17 protein-coding genes are annotated in these 13930 nt (G+C 30.7%); 8 read left to right on the forward strand and 9 right to left on the reverse strand.

Going from position 1 to position 13930, the window contains the following annotated elements; all coding sequences use genetic code 11:
* Positions 1-95: 95 nt before the first annotated feature.
* The 4 genes from DZ68_RS0101500 to DZ68_RS11180 all read right to left on the reverse strand — a co-directional run bounded on the left by DZ68_RS0101500 (position 96) and on the right by DZ68_RS11180 (position 1387).
* Positions 96-689, reverse strand: a complete 594-nt coding sequence (locus DZ68_RS0101500; protein ID WP_236619694.1) for a ComF family protein — start codon at positions 687-689, stop codon at positions 96-98.
* Complete coding sequence (locus DZ68_RS0101505) at positions 640-852, reverse strand: hypothetical protein (RefSeq protein ID WP_024790554.1); 213 nt, start codon at positions 850-852, stop codon at positions 640-642. Before DZ68_RS0101505 ends, DZ68_RS0101500 begins: the two co-directional genes overlap by 50 nt.
* Positions 852-1109 carry a DUF3293 domain-containing protein gene (locus tag DZ68_RS10940; protein ID WP_236619695.1) on the reverse strand — a complete coding sequence of 86 codons (258 nt, stop codon included), beginning with the start codon at positions 1107-1109 and terminating at the stop codon, positions 852-854. Before DZ68_RS10940 ends, DZ68_RS0101505 begins: the two co-directional genes overlap by 1 nt.
* 152 nt (positions 1110-1261) lie before the next feature.
* Positions 1262-1387 carry a hypothetical protein gene (locus DZ68_RS11180; RefSeq protein WP_255327375.1) on the reverse strand — a complete coding sequence of 42 codons (126 nt, stop codon included), beginning with the start codon at positions 1385-1387 and terminating at the stop codon, positions 1262-1264.
* Positions 1388-1482: 95 nt separating this feature from the next.
* Between DZ68_RS11180 and DZ68_RS0101515 the strand changes: the two genes are divergently transcribed.
* Positions 1483-1929, forward strand: coding sequence for a hypothetical protein (locus tag DZ68_RS0101515; protein WP_024790555.1), 447 nt, complete (start codon positions 1483-1485; stop codon positions 1927-1929).
* On the opposite strand, the gene DZ68_RS0101520 is transcribed toward DZ68_RS0101515, so the two are convergent.
* The 5 genes from DZ68_RS0101520 to DZ68_RS11185 all read right to left on the reverse strand — a co-directional run bounded on the left by DZ68_RS0101520 (position 1879) and on the right by DZ68_RS11185 (position 8082).
* A complete protein-coding gene (locus DZ68_RS0101520; protein ID WP_024790556.1) occupies positions 1879-3399 on the reverse strand; it encodes a transglycosylase SLT domain-containing protein in 1521 nt (506 codons plus the stop codon). The two genes, DZ68_RS0101515 and DZ68_RS0101520, sit on opposite strands and share 51 nt — an antisense overlap.
* Positions 3396-3671, reverse strand: coding sequence for a YggT family protein (locus tag DZ68_RS0101525; RefSeq protein ID WP_024786935.1), 276 nt, complete (start codon positions 3669-3671; stop codon positions 3396-3398). Before DZ68_RS0101525 ends, DZ68_RS0101520 begins: the two co-directional genes overlap by 4 nt.
* A 1-nt stretch (position 3672) precedes the next feature.
* On the reverse strand, positions 3673-4974 hold the full coding sequence (gene gltX, locus DZ68_RS0101530; protein ID WP_024786936.1) for a glutamate--tRNA ligase: 1302 nt from the start codon (positions 4972-4974) through the stop codon (positions 3673-3675).
* Between the two features lie 9 nt (positions 4975-4983).
* Positions 4984-5226: a hypothetical protein gene (locus DZ68_RS0101535; RefSeq protein WP_156921410.1), complete on the reverse strand. Its 243-nt coding sequence runs from the start codon at positions 5224-5226 to the stop codon at positions 4984-4986.
* Positions 5227-5469: 243 nt separating this feature from the next.
* Positions 5470-8082, reverse strand: coding sequence for an ATP-dependent Clp protease ATP-binding subunit (locus tag DZ68_RS11185; protein WP_024786938.1), 2613 nt, complete (start codon positions 8080-8082; stop codon positions 5470-5472).
* 227 nt (positions 8083-8309) lie between these two features.
* Here DZ68_RS11185 and DZ68_RS0101550 point away from each other — a divergent pair, with 227 nt between their 5' ends.
* The 7 genes from DZ68_RS0101550 to DZ68_RS0101580 are packed head-to-tail and all read left to right on the forward strand — an operon-like array spanning position 8310 to position 13910.
* Positions 8310-9554, forward strand: coding sequence for a S41 family peptidase (locus DZ68_RS0101550; RefSeq protein WP_024786939.1), 1245 nt, complete (start codon positions 8310-8312; stop codon positions 9552-9554).
* A 9-nt stretch (positions 9555-9563) separates the two neighbouring features.
* The gene (purC, locus tag DZ68_RS0101555) at positions 9564-10271 is read left to right on the forward strand and encodes a phosphoribosylaminoimidazolesuccinocarboxamide synthase (RefSeq protein ID WP_024790558.1); all 708 of its coding nucleotides are present in this window, start codon (positions 9564-9566) and stop codon (positions 10269-10271) included.
* Positions 10268-10507 (forward strand): phosphoribosylformylglycinamidine synthase subunit PurS, encoded by a 240-nt coding sequence (purS, locus tag DZ68_RS0101560; protein ID WP_024790559.1) that lies wholly within the window; start codon positions 10268-10270, stop codon positions 10505-10507. Before purC ends, purS begins: the two co-directional genes overlap by 4 nt.
* Positions 10507-11172, forward strand: coding sequence for a phosphoribosylformylglycinamidine synthase subunit PurQ (gene purQ, locus DZ68_RS0101565; protein ID WP_024790560.1), 666 nt, complete (start codon positions 10507-10509; stop codon positions 11170-11172). Before purS ends, purQ begins: the two co-directional genes overlap by 1 nt.
* Positions 11169-12275, forward strand: coding sequence for a peptidoglycan DD-metalloendopeptidase family protein (locus DZ68_RS10405; RefSeq protein WP_024786942.1), 1107 nt, complete (start codon positions 11169-11171; stop codon positions 12273-12275). The genes purQ and DZ68_RS10405 overlap by 4 nt, the downstream gene beginning before the upstream one ends.
* A complete protein-coding gene (locus DZ68_RS0101575; RefSeq protein ID WP_024790561.1) occupies positions 12272-13231 on the forward strand; it encodes a hypothetical protein in 960 nt (319 codons plus the stop codon). Before DZ68_RS10405 ends, DZ68_RS0101575 begins: the two co-directional genes overlap by 4 nt.
* Positions 13215-13910 carry a lysophospholipid acyltransferase family protein gene (locus tag DZ68_RS0101580; protein WP_024790562.1) on the forward strand — a complete coding sequence of 232 codons (696 nt, stop codon included), beginning with the start codon at positions 13215-13217 and terminating at the stop codon, positions 13908-13910. Before DZ68_RS0101575 ends, DZ68_RS0101580 begins: the two co-directional genes overlap by 17 nt.
* Positions 13911-13930: the final 20 nt, after the last annotated feature.

The following is a 13930-nucleotide window of genomic DNA, read 5'->3' on the forward strand; positions in this document are numbered from 1 at the left end:
TAATATTATACCAAAAAAGACGCAGAAATTAAGTAAAATAAAGCCTTTAAATACTGACGTAAAATTATTTTTGCAAATCATTATTTTTATAAAGTTTAAGACAAATCAGCCAGTACTATACTCAAATAAACATTCACACCATATTGGGATAAAACCTCTTTTGCCTCATTCAGGGTAGTGCCAGTTGTTTTTATATCATCCACCAAAATGACATCTATATTTTTAGGCCCTAAATATTTAAAATTTCTTGGGTTATTTAATCTAAATTCAAGAGACTCTCCAGCATATTTAACATTATTTGCGGAATGTAAAGAGTTAAACAAAGGAGTTAAAAATTTATTTTTCATTGATTTTGCAAGTATTGCCGTATGGGAAAAACCTTTTTTTATCCTGTCATCAACAGGAATTACAAAAAATTTTTCATTAATGTTTTTTGCAAAAATTTTAAATGAATTTTCGGCCAGAATTTTAAAAACCCTGTCTCCGAATCTGTGATATTTGTATTTTACAAGCCATTCAATTTCGTCATATCTGTAAAAACTTACGGTATTGATTTTTATTTTTATATCAGGCTTTAAATATTTTTTCTGGCATTCTTTACAGATAATTTCAAAACTGAAATTATTACAGATTATACATTTAAAAATCTTTATCCTTCGGTTTGTGTTTAAAAAGCAAATACAGAGCAATTGTGGCACCTATACTAAAAACACCCCCGCCTGCAAGAACCAGATTATCATTGCCCGCCGTGGTTCCGCCCATAATCATACCGACAGCCACAAACATTATAAGTGCTGCGCTTACCCCCATTTTTTCACCGGTTGTTAGTTTTCTGTTTTGTAAATCGTGCATTAATTTCCTTTAAAATGAATCATATAATTATAATTGAGCAAATCTTCTTTACTTTCACATTCTGTAATTGAAATATATTCTCCCGAATTATAAAAAAAAGAATACTGGTCAAACTCTTTTGCAATATTCAGTGCATCGTCTTTTTCTATATCATAAACTATAAAAGAATATTCGCCGTGGTCAAACAGCTCCCCCACACTCGAAAAATATTCATATCCAAATGTTTTCAATATAACTTCAAGTTCGGTATTTTTCAAAAAATTTAAAAAATCATTTAAAATAAGACCTTTGGGATTATGAGCCGTTATTATTGCAAATTTTCTTTTTAAGACATCATAATCATCGGGAATAAACTGAAAAGAAAGCCACCCTCTTCCACTGATTGAATTAATTAAAAATTTTGTATATTTTAAATAATCTTTATATTTTTTTTAAAATCAAGAACTATTTCTTCATCTACCATTAAAGCGTCTTCCGCTTCGTCATAAATACATTTTCCTTTATAATCGCCTATTCCAATAACATTAAAACGCATTTTCGCCTCTTTTGGTTTTTTTCCATTTTACACAATTTTTTTTATTTAATCAATATGATATAATACAAATTAACAATAATAAAACGGAGTTTGGAATGAAAAAATTTTTATTCATACTGTTATTGATTTTTTTTAGCGGATGTTCTATCAAACAGGCATTAAAACACGACCCTTTTTATGAAAAAACACTAAAATACACCCAAAGAACACAGATACTTAACTCACTTGAAACCAAAGCACTGATTGACGCCGTTTATTTAAACGGTTTATACAAAAACAAATTTCAAAATCCGACATTTTTAATAGGTGTTTATAATGATTTTGATAATCAGTTAATAAATCAGGAATTTTCAATTTGTTTAAACGGACAAAAGCCTGTTAAAATTTCCTCTAAAATACCTAAATTTATTTTATATAAAACTTTTCCTTTTTACAATTCCTGGATGAATTATTATTTAGTAAAATTCCCAGATACAGGCAAACCTTATATTTTAGAATATAAAAGCAAAGACTGGGGAGAGGTTAAGCTCTTTTTTAAGTAGTTTATGCAAAGTTAAATTTTTATCTCCGAAAATATGGGAATAAATAATATAATTGGTTATAACTTTTTTCCCATATTCTCTTGATTCATCTAAAGGAATTAATTCCATACTCAAAAAAGGCTCATATTTCCCCCTGTATTTAAAATTTGGAATTACTTTTCTCTTTACAAATCCTATTCCTCCGTTATAAGCATAGGCAACCATTAAAGGGTCTTTAAGTTTTGAAAAAAGCCATTTCAAATGTTTTACCCCTAATATTATATTTTCTCTGCAATTAAACTGCCTGAAAACATCTCCTTTCATAGCTCTTACCAAAAACGGCATTATCTGCATAGTCCCGAGTGCGTAGCTTCTGCTTACACTTGAAGGAATAAACCTGCTCTCCTGCCTGGCTATTGCATAAACAAACGATTTAAAACTTATGTTTTTATCATTATAAATATCGGGTGTTATAAATATATTAATTTTATAATTAAAAGCCTTGTCCAAAACCAAGGCCTTTAAAGCAAGCGTTTCATTATTGTCAAGTTTTCTGGCAAAAGCAAACAAATCTTTTGACCTTTTAAAATCATCAAAAAATTTTAAATTATCCCAGGGGTTACTTTCATTGTACTCAGGGGATTTTACAGAATTATAAATAATTTTATTTTTTATGAAAAATTTTTTATTCGCCTCTTCATATGCAAAAAGTGTATAAAAATCTATTCTTGTCCTTTTAAGCAGGGCGTTAAAATATTTTTTTTCATTTGTTAAACGCCACAGCCAGAAATCTGTTTTTGAATTTTTCGACATGCTTTGTAAGATATTTAGTGCCAATTTCTCTTTATTGCATTTCATAGCATTTAAAAAAAGCCACCATTTGGATTTTTTGTCCAAATTCTTATAATTAATTTTTAAAAGAGAATCGGAAAGTTTCGGTAAATTGTTTAAAACAACACTTTTTACAAACATATAAAAATAACTGTCTTCAAAAATAGAAAAATTATTTATATACTGATCAATTCTTTTGTCCGGAAAATTCAAAATAAAATAATAGCCCAGATTCCTGTTTTTGAAAATTTTGGAAAAATCATCATCAATAAAGCATTTTATGGCTTCTTTTACTTTGCCATTTGCAAGTTTAGTATACAAATTAATTAATGTTTTTTTATCAAGCGTTGAAATTGTTTTTAGGGTTAACCCTCCGCCCTGAATACAGGAAACATCCACATCGTTTAAATATTCTTTTTTTACATTTATACATTTATAAATGTTTTCAAAAAGTTTATCTTTTTGAGCCAATATTTTTAAATGTAAAAAAGGCTTTGGTTTATAAAGGGAATTATATGCTTTATAAGCCAAAACAGTGGAATTTGTCTCTTTCATAAATTCCGTAAGATAAAAATCCCGTACATAACTTTTTGGATGTGCAAGTATATTTGATAGATTCAGCGAAAAAAGAAAAAGAGGAATAAATAAAATAATTATCATAAGCTCATAATTATATTATTAATAAGTATCTGCAAAAATTCCAAAGCCAATATTAAAACAATCGGTGCAATATCAAACCCTCCGAAACGAGTAGGGATATAACGTCTAATCCATCTGTAAACAGGCTCCGTTACATTCCACAAAAACTGAACAATCGGATTGTAAGGATTTGGCTGCACCCAGGTTATCAAAGCGGCAATAATCACGACCCATACATATATGCTTATTATTAAATTAATAAACTGCAAAATCGATATTAAAATAGCATTCATTTTATCTCCTCTTTATTATTTCTTTAAGATACTGCAACATTGCCGTATATAAATCTTTTATTTCCGCCCCGTGTTTTTCATTTATTAAAAGCTCCCTTAAAGGCATAAACAGCTTTTTACCTTTAAGAGATGTGTTTTTCATTACTCTTTTTTTAAAATCGTCATAACTCTCTTCCAATTCATTTTCTAAAATCTCTTTTTTTAATATTTCTCTTTGCTGTTTAAACTCTTCATCTACGCTTTTTTCAAAAATCTTATTAAATTTTTCTTTTATCTCTTTTAAAGTAGAACTTTCGTCTCTTAAAATCTCAAGCAGATTTTCATAAATTTCATTTACTTCAAAAAGTTTATATAAATCAGTTAATTTTTTCAAATGCTGCTGATTTATAAATTTTAATTTTTCAATATCAAATTTGGCAGGTGCACGGGAAATTTTGGTTAAATCAAAAAATTCCACAGCCTCTTCAAGGGTGAATATCTCTTTTTCGAAGCTGTTTCCAAGCAATATCAGGTAATTGGCAATGGCTTCGGGTAAAAATCCCTCTTCTAAAAGCCATTTTACACTGCTTGCATTATCCCTTTTGCTCATTTTTTTACCCTCAGCATTTAAAATAATAGGCAGATGGGCATATTCTATTTTTTTATCATATCCGATTAAATTTCTTATATGAATCTGCTTTGGGGTGTTGCTTAAATGGTCTTCTCCCCTTATTACAAGAGAAATATCATAAATCATATCATCAATTGCGCAGGCGAAATTGTATGTAGGGGTTTTATCGGCCCTGAGGATAATAAAACTGTCGACTTCAAACGGGGAAAATCCCATCTCTCCTTTTATTAAATCTTTAAATTTTATATTTTTATCGGGCTTTTTAATTCTTACAACATATTTTTTATTTTCTTTTATATATTTTTGGAGTATTTTTTCGTCTAAATATTCACATTTACCGGAATATCTGTAAGGTCTTTTTTCGATTTTCGCCTTTTCTCTTTCAAAATTAATATCAGCTTCCGTGCAAAAACAGGCAAACGCTTTTTTTTCTTTTAAAAGTCTGTTTGCCATTTCCCCATGAAGATGAAAATTTCCGGACTGATAAACAACCTGGTCATATTTTATTCCAAAAAGGTTTAAAATATTAAGTATTTCTTTATCTTTTCCCTCGATATTTCTTTCTTTGTCCGTATCCTCAATTCTTACAAGATATTTTTCTTTTCTCTGTTTTGCAACTATATAATTAAAAATGGCAACCCTTAGGTTTCCAATATGCATATCCCCTGTTGGACTCGGCGCAAATCTTAACATTTATTTCCTTTAAAAAAATTTAAATACGGCTAAAACAATCATAATGATAAATACAAAATAGTTAATCCAGTATAAAATATTATAAGAATTATATGTAAATTTTTTCTTTTTTATTAAAAAATAAAATAAAATTATATTTTCTATCATAACTGCTATAAAAAATGTAAGTTTCACATGCAGCCAAACACCGGTTTTTGCCGCCGCCGGGTTTAATAAAATCAGTTTTGTCCCGTCAAATAAAACCAGCAACATAAAAACAAGGCTCAAAACACCAAAAAAAATTTATCTTTTAAATCATTTTGTAAAGATTTGATAAACTGCAGAAAAAAGACTCCGTAACTAAAAAATAAGATTATATGCATACCATAAATCCAAAAATACATTTTTTAACCTTTTTGATGGAAATTATAACAAAAATTAAAACAAAAAACTCAAATATTTAGTGTCTGATACTTTTTTAAATTTTAATTAATAAAAGCCCGAAAGGGCTGAGAATTATTTATGATATCTGCCGGCTTCTGTACCGTTTACCTTAACCACTATAAAGTCTCCGTCTATATCAAATTCCACTTTGTCACCATCTTTAACTTTGCCTTCAAGAATAAGTTCTGCCAATGTATCTTCTATAACTTCAGCCATTGCCCTTTTAAGAGGTCTTGCACCGAATACCGGGTCAAATCCGACATCCGCAATAAAATCTTTTGCGCTTTCGCTTAAGATTAATTCAATATCCCTGTTAGCAAGTCTTGTTGTAATTTTTCTTAAAAGTATTTCAACAATCTGTTTAACCTGTTCTTTTCCTAAAGGATTAAATACAACCACATCATCAAGCCTGTTTAAAAATTCAGGTTTCATCCTTCTTTTTAGTTCCGCCCAAACAGCTTCTTTTCTGGCCTGAGCATCTTTTATTTCCATAATAATATCGCTTGCAATATTACTTGTTAGAATAATTATTGTGTTTTTAAAATCAACCGTCACACCTTTATTGTCTGTAAGCCTTCCGTCATCAAGCACCTGCAAAAGAATGTTAAACACGTCCGGATGTGCTTTTTCAATCTCATCAAACAATACCACACTGTAAGGTTTTCTTCTCACAGCTTCGGTTAACTGGCCGCCTTCTTCATATCCCACATATCCAGGCGCGGCACCGATTAGTTTTGATACAGAAATTTTATCCATATATTCGCTCATATCAAATCTTATCATTGCCTTTTCATCATCAAACAAAAATCTTGCTAATGTTTTTGCTGTTTCTGTTTTACCAACTCCTGTCGGTCCTAAGAACATAAAGCTGCCTATCGGTCTGTTTGGATCGCCAAGCCCGGCTTTATTTCTCTTAATTGCCCTTGCAACAGCTTTAATAGCCTCATCCTGTCCGACAACCCATTTTTTAAGCTCGTCTTCAATATGCAATATTTTTTCAAGTTCGCTTTGAAGCATTTTATTTACAGGAATTGCAGTCCATTTGCTTACAACATCGGCAACCGCTTCTTCATCTACAGCATTTTTAAGAAGAGTTCCCTCTTTTTGCATTTCTTCCCATTTTTTCTCAAGTTCTTCCACTTTTTTTCTGAGTTCTACAATTTTTCCGTATTCAATTTCGGCAGCTTTTGTAAAATCACCTTCTCTTTTTGCAATTTCAGCCTGGGTTTTTAGTTTTTCAATTTCTTCTTTTGTTTCGGCAATAGATTTTAATACTCTTTTTTCTTCTTCAAATTTACTTTCAAGTTTTCTTTTTTCTTCTTCAAGGTTTGCAAGTTCTTTTTCTATTTCATTTAATCTTTTTTCTATTTTTTCTTTATTTACGCTGCTTTCAAGCTCAAGCTGCAAAGCTTCTTTTTCCACCATAATCTGCTCAATTTCTCTTTTTATTTTGGCAAGTTCAAACGGTTCGCTTTCTATTTGCATTCTAATCTCAGCTGCAGCTTCGTCAATTGCGTCAATTGCCTTATCTGGTAAAAACCTGTCACTTATATATCTGTCGGTAAGTTTTGCCGCCGCAACCAAAGCTTCGTCTTTAATCAATACCTGATGGTGGGCTTCTAATCTTTCTTTAAGACCTCTTAAAATTCTGATTGCCTCATTTACACTCGGCTCATCGACCATTACAGGCTGGAATCTTCTTTGAAGCGCAGCATCTTTTTCAAAATATTTCCTGTATTCTTTCAAAGTTGTCGCACCTATGGTTCTTAACTCTCCTCTTGCAAGTGCCGGTTTTAAAATATTTGCCGCGTCCATACTTCCTTCGCTTGCACCTGCCCCCACAATTGTATGAATTTCATCTATAAATAAAATTACATCTGGATTTGCTTTTACTTCATCAACAACCGCTTTTAGCCTGTCTTCAAATTCACCTCTGTATTTTGCCCCTGCAATTAATGCCGTCATATCAAGCGCAATCAATCTTCTGTTTTGTAAACTTGTAGGCACTTCCTTTTTTACAATTCTCTGGGCCAGACCTTCGACCAGTGCCGTTTTACCGACACCAGGTTCACCGAGCAATATAGGATTATTTTTTGTTTTTCTGATTAAAATCTGCATCATTCTGTTTATTTCTTCGTCTCTTCCGATTACCGGGTCAAGTTCACCCGCCCTTGCTTTTGCCGTTAAGTCAATTCCATATTTGTTTAATGAATCAAGATTTTCATCCGCACTTTTACTCTCAATCTTTTTCTCTCCTCTTATTGCTTCAAGTGTTTTTTTAAGTTCCATTAAATCTACAAATTTACCAAGTGTATCTTTAAATGAATCAATATTTGCAATAAGCCATGTGTCAACAGCTATATATTTATCCCCAAATCTTGTGGCAAGCGCTTCGGAGTTTTGCAGACTTTGGATTAATTCTCTTCCTATTTTAATAGATTCTTTTGTAATATTGTCTACCTTTGGGAGTCTGTCAACAGCGCTTTTTAATTCAAGTTCTATTGCCGTTTTATCCACCCCCATTTTATTGAATGCCTGGTTAAGCACTGTATTTGTATTTGTTACAAGCCCCCATACCACATGCAACGGATGCACTTCAGGGTTTTTATTATGAAGCGCCAGACTTAGCCCGCTTTCAATTGATTCCATCATCTGATTTGTTAATTTTTCGAATAATTTTTCCATTATCTTCCTCCTTAAAGTTTTAGTTAATGTTATTATATCAAATTGAGTGCGTTTATGTCAAGTTTTTAATGCATTTTTTTATAAATTTTTTAATCTACTCACAACTCACTACTCACTATTTTCACTACTCACTATTTTCACTACTCACTATTTTCACTACTAACTATTTTATGCCATTGAAATTTATTTCCAATTATAATAGAATTTCATAAAAAAGGAATTTTTTAATGAAAAAATTAATCTTAGCCGTTTTTATGGTGGTTTCATTATTTGCAGAAACCAAAGAAACTCGTCTCGCAGCTTACGAAAAATTTGTAAAAGTGGTAAATATTATAGAGGCATATTATGTGGATGAACTTAATACAACCACTATAATTAATAAAGCACTAAAAGGTCTTTTACCAAATCTTGACCCACATTCGAGCTATCTTGACAAAAAGGCTTATCAGGAATTAAAAGTTCAGACAACAGGCGAATTCGGAGGCTTAGGAATTGTAATAGGCATAAAAAACGGTGTTTTAACAGTTATATCACCAATTGATGACACCCCGGCATATAAAGCGGGACTAAAAGCCGGAGACATTATTTTAAAAATAAACGGCAAAGCAACACTTGATTTGACACTTGACGAAGATGTCAATTTATTAAGAGGAAAACCTGGTACAAAAGTAACTCTTACAGTCGTAAGAAAAGGAAAAACATTTGATGTAACAATTACAAGGGCAATTATTAAAATCAAATCGGTTAAAGCTTATGCTCTGCAAAATTATCCTTCCATCGAATATATAAGAATCAGCAGCTTTGATAAAAATGTTGTAAGTTCTCTTAAAAAAATCCTTCTAAATCTTAAAAAATACCATAAAAAAGGTATTATAATTGATTTAAGAAACAATCCGGGCGGACTTTTGAACCAGGCTGTGGGCACGCTCGATTTATTTATCGACAAAGGCGTTTTAGTTTCACAAAAAGGAAGGGTCCCAAGTGAAAATCAGGTATTTTATGCACACTCAAGCGGAACATACAAAAACATTCCTATCGTTGTACTCGTTAACGGGGGAAGCGCAAGTGCAAGTGAAATAGTGAGCGGGGCACTGCAAGACAAAAAAAGAGCAGTTATAGTGGGAGAAACCACTTTTGGAAAAGGAAGCGTTCAGGCGATTATTCCTGTTAATAAAAATGAAGCGGTAAGATTAACGGTAGCTAAATATTATCTTCCGAGCGGAAGAACCATTCAGGCAAAAGGAGTTATACCGGATATTATAGTTCACCCTGCAAAAATAGAAAAAGTTAATGAAAACAAAGAAGGTTTAATTAAAGAATCCGAACTTAAAAACCATTTAAGAGCTGAACTAAATAAAACTAAACCTAAAAAAACAAAATATAATCAAAAAATTAAAAAAACAGACAATGATTTACAACTGATTACAGGGGCGAATATTTTAAAAGCACTGATAATTGCGAATCAAAAATAAGGAGAATAAATGCAACTTTTATATGAAGGAAAAGCAAAAAGAATATACAAAGCGCAAAATCCGGATGAAGTAATATGTGAATTTAAAGATTCCCTGACAGCTTTTAACGGTGTAAAAGCGGCAAGCGAGAGTGGAAAAGGAGAATTAAACTGTGCCATTACCACACTGATTTTTGAAGCTTTACAAAAAGAAGGAATACCGACACATCTGATAAAACAGATAGACAACACTAAACTGCTTGTTAAAAAAGTCGATATAATTCCAATAGAAGTGGTACTCAGGAACATTGCGGCAGGAAGCCTGTCTAAAAGGCTTGGACTTAAAGAAGGTAAAAAACTGCCTTTTACCATAATAGAATTTTATTATAAAAATGACGAATTAAACGATCCTTTAATAAATGACGACCATGCAATGATTTTAAATTTGGTAGATAATAGAAAAGAACTTGACATATTAAGAGAATACGGCAGAAAAATAAATGAATTCTTAACCGGATTTTTCGATAAAATCGGGCTTATTTTAGTTGATTTTAAAGTGGAATTCGGCAAAGACAAAAACGGAAATATTATTTTGGCTGATGAAATAACACCCGACAGCTGCAGATTATGGGATAAAAAAACAGGTAAAAAAATGGATAAAGATTTATTTAGATTCGATTTGGGAGATATTAAAGAGGCATACAGTGAAATATTGGAAAGATTAAAGGAAGCAAAATGAAAATAGCCATAAATGTTCATTTAAAAAAAGGGGTGCTCGACCCTCAGGGAAAAGCTGTAAAGCATGCTCTTGAAACGCTCGGCTTTAATAATGTGGAAGACGTAAGGGTCGGAAAACAGATTTTACTAAACATAAATACAGATAACAAAGAAAAAGCAATAGAGGAAGCTAAAAAAATGGCGGATGAGCTGTTGGCAAACCCTGTTATAGAAAATTATGAAATTGAGGTTAAATAATGTTAGTGGGGGTCGTTGTATTTCCGGGTACCAATTGTGACAGAGACACCAAATGGGCTTTTGAAAAAATAGGAGCCAAGGCTGAATTCATCTGGCATACCGATAAATTAAAAAATTATGATTTGGTAATACTCCCCGGGGGATTCAGCTATGGAGATTATTTAAGAAGCGGGGCAATTGCAAGATTTTCTCCAATAATGAATGATGTAACAGAGTATGCAAAAAAAGGCGGCTTTGTTCTTGGAATTTGTAACGGTTTTCAAATTTTATTAGAATCACATCTTCTCCCTGGTGCCATGACAAGAAATGAGAATTTGCATTTTATTTCCAAATTTCACCATTTAAAAATAATAAACAATGAAAATAAATTTTTACAAAATTTTGAAGCCGAAGATATTATAAATATTCCTATAGCACATGCGGAAGGCAATTATAAAGTGGATAGTGAAACTCTAAAAAAAATGTATGATAAAGGGCAGGTAATATTAAAATACTGTGATAAAGACGGAAAAGAATTAAATCCAAACGGAAGCGACGACTCCATAGCCGGTATATGTAACGAAAATAAAAACGTATTCGGGCTTATGCCCCATCCGGAAAGGGCAATGGAGAGCATTTTGGGAGGAAATGACGGTATAAAAATGCTTGAAGGATTCTTAAAATGAAAAAATTATTACTTTTTTTACTTATACCGGTTTTTATTTTAGCGTATAGAATTGATATTCAAAAATGGAATAAATTTTCCACATTTTACGGATTTTTAAAACAAAACAGCCTTCCATATTCAATTTATTATAATTTACCGGCCAAGCTTAAAAGATATGTAAGAAATATTGCCAAAAACGAAACAATTTTTATATTAAGGGAAAACAACAACTTTAAAGAAGCCCTCATTCCAATAAATTCACAAAAACAGCTGCAAATCATAAAAAACAACAACAAATACTTTACCAAAATTATTCCTATAATTTACAATACAGAAGAAAAAAAAGTTCAGGTTACAATAAACAGCTATTTAAGTTATGATTTGTATAAAGCCACACATTTAAGCATTTTAACCAATAAAATAATTAATATTTTTAATGACAGGGTAAATTTTAGAACACTTCCAAAAGGAACGACAATTTCAATAATTTATGATGAAAAGAAAAGGTTTTCCGAAATCAGGGATGTAAAAATTGTTTTTGCACAGATTAAAAACAGATTTTACAGCGTTAACGCATTTTTAAATCCTATTGATAACAGATATTATGATGAAAAAGGAAGAAGTCTTAGGGGAATGTTTTTAAAAGCCCCTTTAAGATATACCAGAATTTCTTCACCTTTTGGAATGAGATTTCATCCTATTTTACATAAATGGAGAATGCATGACGGTGTTGATTTTGTAAATAAAATAGGAACACCAATCCACTCTGTAGCCGACGGTAAAATAATTTACAAAGGATGGATCAGGGGATATGGCAGAAGCGTTGAAATAAGACATAAAAACGGATATATGACTTTGTATGCGCACCTTCACGGATTCAAAAGGGGAATATATGTAGGTAAATGGGTTAGACAGGGGAGCGTTATAGGATATCTTGGAAACAGCGGACTCTCAACCGGTCCCCATTTACATTTTGGCGTTATGCACAATGGAAAATGGGTTAACCCCTTAAAATTAAAAAACAATGTAAAAATCACCCTTTACGGGAAAAAGAGAAGAAAATTTTTTGCATATATTAAACAGTTTACAAAAGAAAACAATATTAATATTGCTCTAAAATGAGAATAATCTTTTTTTTATTTTCTTTTTTATTTTTATATGCAGGCAATTTAATAATTACGTACCCCAATTTACAGAAATTTTATTACAAAAACCAAATTATTAATTTAAAAGCCAAACTTATTACCCCAAATATAACGGATTTAAATTTTTCTTTAAATAAAGGAGAAATAAATTACACAAAACAAAATCCTTATGTTTATTTATTAAATTTAAGATATAAAAACGACGGAAACAATACATTGTTTATTACATCCGGCGATTTTAACAAAAGCATAAATCTAAGTTCATTATATAAAACAAAAGCCGTTGAAAATATTCCAAAATTTTGTAATGTTACAGCACAAAATTTAGAGATAATAAATCCTATTTCTACCAATATAAACAATAAAATTTTATTATCATTTACTATTAAAACAAAAAATGCAAATTTAGAGGATTTTAAATTAACAAATGATGAAAATCTTACTGTGATTAATAAAAACGAAGCCGCCTATTTTACCTATTTACCAAAAAATACCAAAAATTTTATTTTTTATTATTTTAATACCGATATTCAAAATTACAAAAAAATATCTATACCGATAATTTTAAAAGAAAAAACAATAAGTACACAAACAGATATTACTCCGGAAGAAAAAACGTTTTTTACCCCTGTAAACATTCTTATTTTAGTTATAATTGCATTTTTTATATTAATTTTCTTAATTTATCAAAAAATTTTATTATTGATAATTCCGATTATTTTATCAATTTACCTGATTATCTCCATTTTTCCAAAAGGAGAAAAGGTATTAAAAAGAAATTCCAAAGTCAGAATTTTACCGACACAAAATTCAACGGTTTTTTATTCGCCTATAGTGGATACAAAAGTTGAAATTTTAAATATCAAAAAAAATTACACAAAAATAAAAATTGACGGTAAAACAGGATGGGTAAAAAATGAAAATCTTAAATAGTATTATCTCTTATTTAAAATTAATAAAAGCAGGCATTTGCCTTTTAATTACAGGGGCTTTATGCGGAATCGATCCTAAAAATGAGCTTAAATACCGTAAAAAATGTTCTCACATTCTTACAAATATGATTGCAAAAGAAGTAATTATAGAAGGCGAAATTGACAAAAACGCCAATATATTTTTAGGAAATCATACTCACAATTTGGATATAGCATTATTTGAATCAGTAATTGATGAAAAAACAATATGGATTGCAAAAGCGGAACTTGGCAAAATACCTGTTATTAAATATATGCTTACAAAAACAGATATGATTTTAGTGGACAGAAGCAATAAAGCTTCCACAATCAAAATGATTAGAGAAATAAAAGACAGAATTAAAAGAAATCTTAAAATAGCGGCTTTTCCGGAAGGCACAAGAAATAAAAAAAACCCTAAAAAATTACTGCCATTTAAAAAAGGCCTCAAAGGGGTGGTTGAAAAACTAAATTTAAAAGTTCAGCCGTTTGTAATAATAAATTTACCGTTTGCTTTTAAAAAAAATCCCTTTAGGGTGGAAAAACAGACAATAAAAGTTATCTTTTTACCATCTTTTTATCCAAAAGACAATCCAAACTGGTATGAAGATATGAGAGAAAAAATGCAGGAAATATTAAATAAAGAATATAAAAAATGTTGAATGATAAATGTTAAATGTTA

The organism is Lebetimonas sp. JS085 (assembly GCF_000523295.1).
Classification (GTDB): domain Bacteria; phylum Campylobacterota; class Campylobacteria; order Campylobacterales; family Nautiliaceae; genus Lebetimonas.

Coding starts and splice junctions, on each gene's coding strand:
- DZ68_RS0101505 (WP_024790554.1), bottom strand. CDS start 852: ATGCACGATTTACAAAACAGAAAACTAACAACCGGTGAAAAAATGGGG.
- DZ68_RS11180 (WP_255327375.1), bottom strand. CDS start 1,387: ATGCGTTTTAATGTTATTGGAATAGGCGATTATAAAGGAAAATGTATT.
- DZ68_RS0101515 (WP_024790555.1), top strand. CDS start 1,483: ATGAAAAAATTTTTATTCATACTGTTATTGATTTTTTTTAGCGGATGT.
- DZ68_RS0101520 (WP_024790556.1), bottom strand. CDS start 3,399: ATGATAATTATTTTATTTATTCCTCTTTTTCTTTTTTCGCTGAATCTA.
- DZ68_RS0101525 (WP_024786935.1), bottom strand. CDS start 3,671: ATGAATGCTATTTTAATATCGATTTTGCAGTTTATTAATTTAATAATA.
- gltX (WP_024786936.1), bottom strand. CDS start 4,974: ATGTTAAGATTTGCGCCGAGTCCAACAGGGGATATGCATATTGGAAAC.
- DZ68_RS0101535 (WP_156921410.1), bottom strand. CDS start 5,226: ATGTTGCTGGTTTTATTTGACGGGACAAAACTGATTTTATTAAACCCG.
- DZ68_RS11185 (WP_024786938.1), bottom strand. CDS start 8,082: ATGGAAAAATTATTCGAAAAATTAACAAATCAGATGATGGAATCAATT.
- DZ68_RS0101550 (WP_024786939.1), top strand. CDS start 8,310: ATGAAAAAATTAATCTTAGCCGTTTTTATGGTGGTTTCATTATTTGCA.
- purC (WP_024790558.1), top strand. CDS start 9,564: ATGCAACTTTTATATGAAGGAAAAGCAAAAAGAATATACAAAGCGCAA.
- purS (WP_024790559.1), top strand. CDS start 10,268: ATGAAAATAGCCATAAATGTTCATTTAAAAAAAGGGGTGCTCGACCCT.
- purQ (WP_024790560.1), top strand. CDS start 10,507: ATGTTAGTGGGGGTCGTTGTATTTCCGGGTACCAATTGTGACAGAGAC.
- DZ68_RS10405 (WP_024786942.1), top strand. CDS start 11,169: ATGAAAAAATTATTACTTTTTTTACTTATACCGGTTTTTATTTTAGCG.
- DZ68_RS0101575 (WP_024790561.1), top strand. CDS start 12,272: ATGAGAATAATCTTTTTTTTATTTTCTTTTTTATTTTTATATGCAGGC.
- DZ68_RS0101580 (WP_024790562.1), top strand. CDS start 13,215: ATGAAAATCTTAAATAGTATTATCTCTTATTTAAAATTAATAAAAGCA.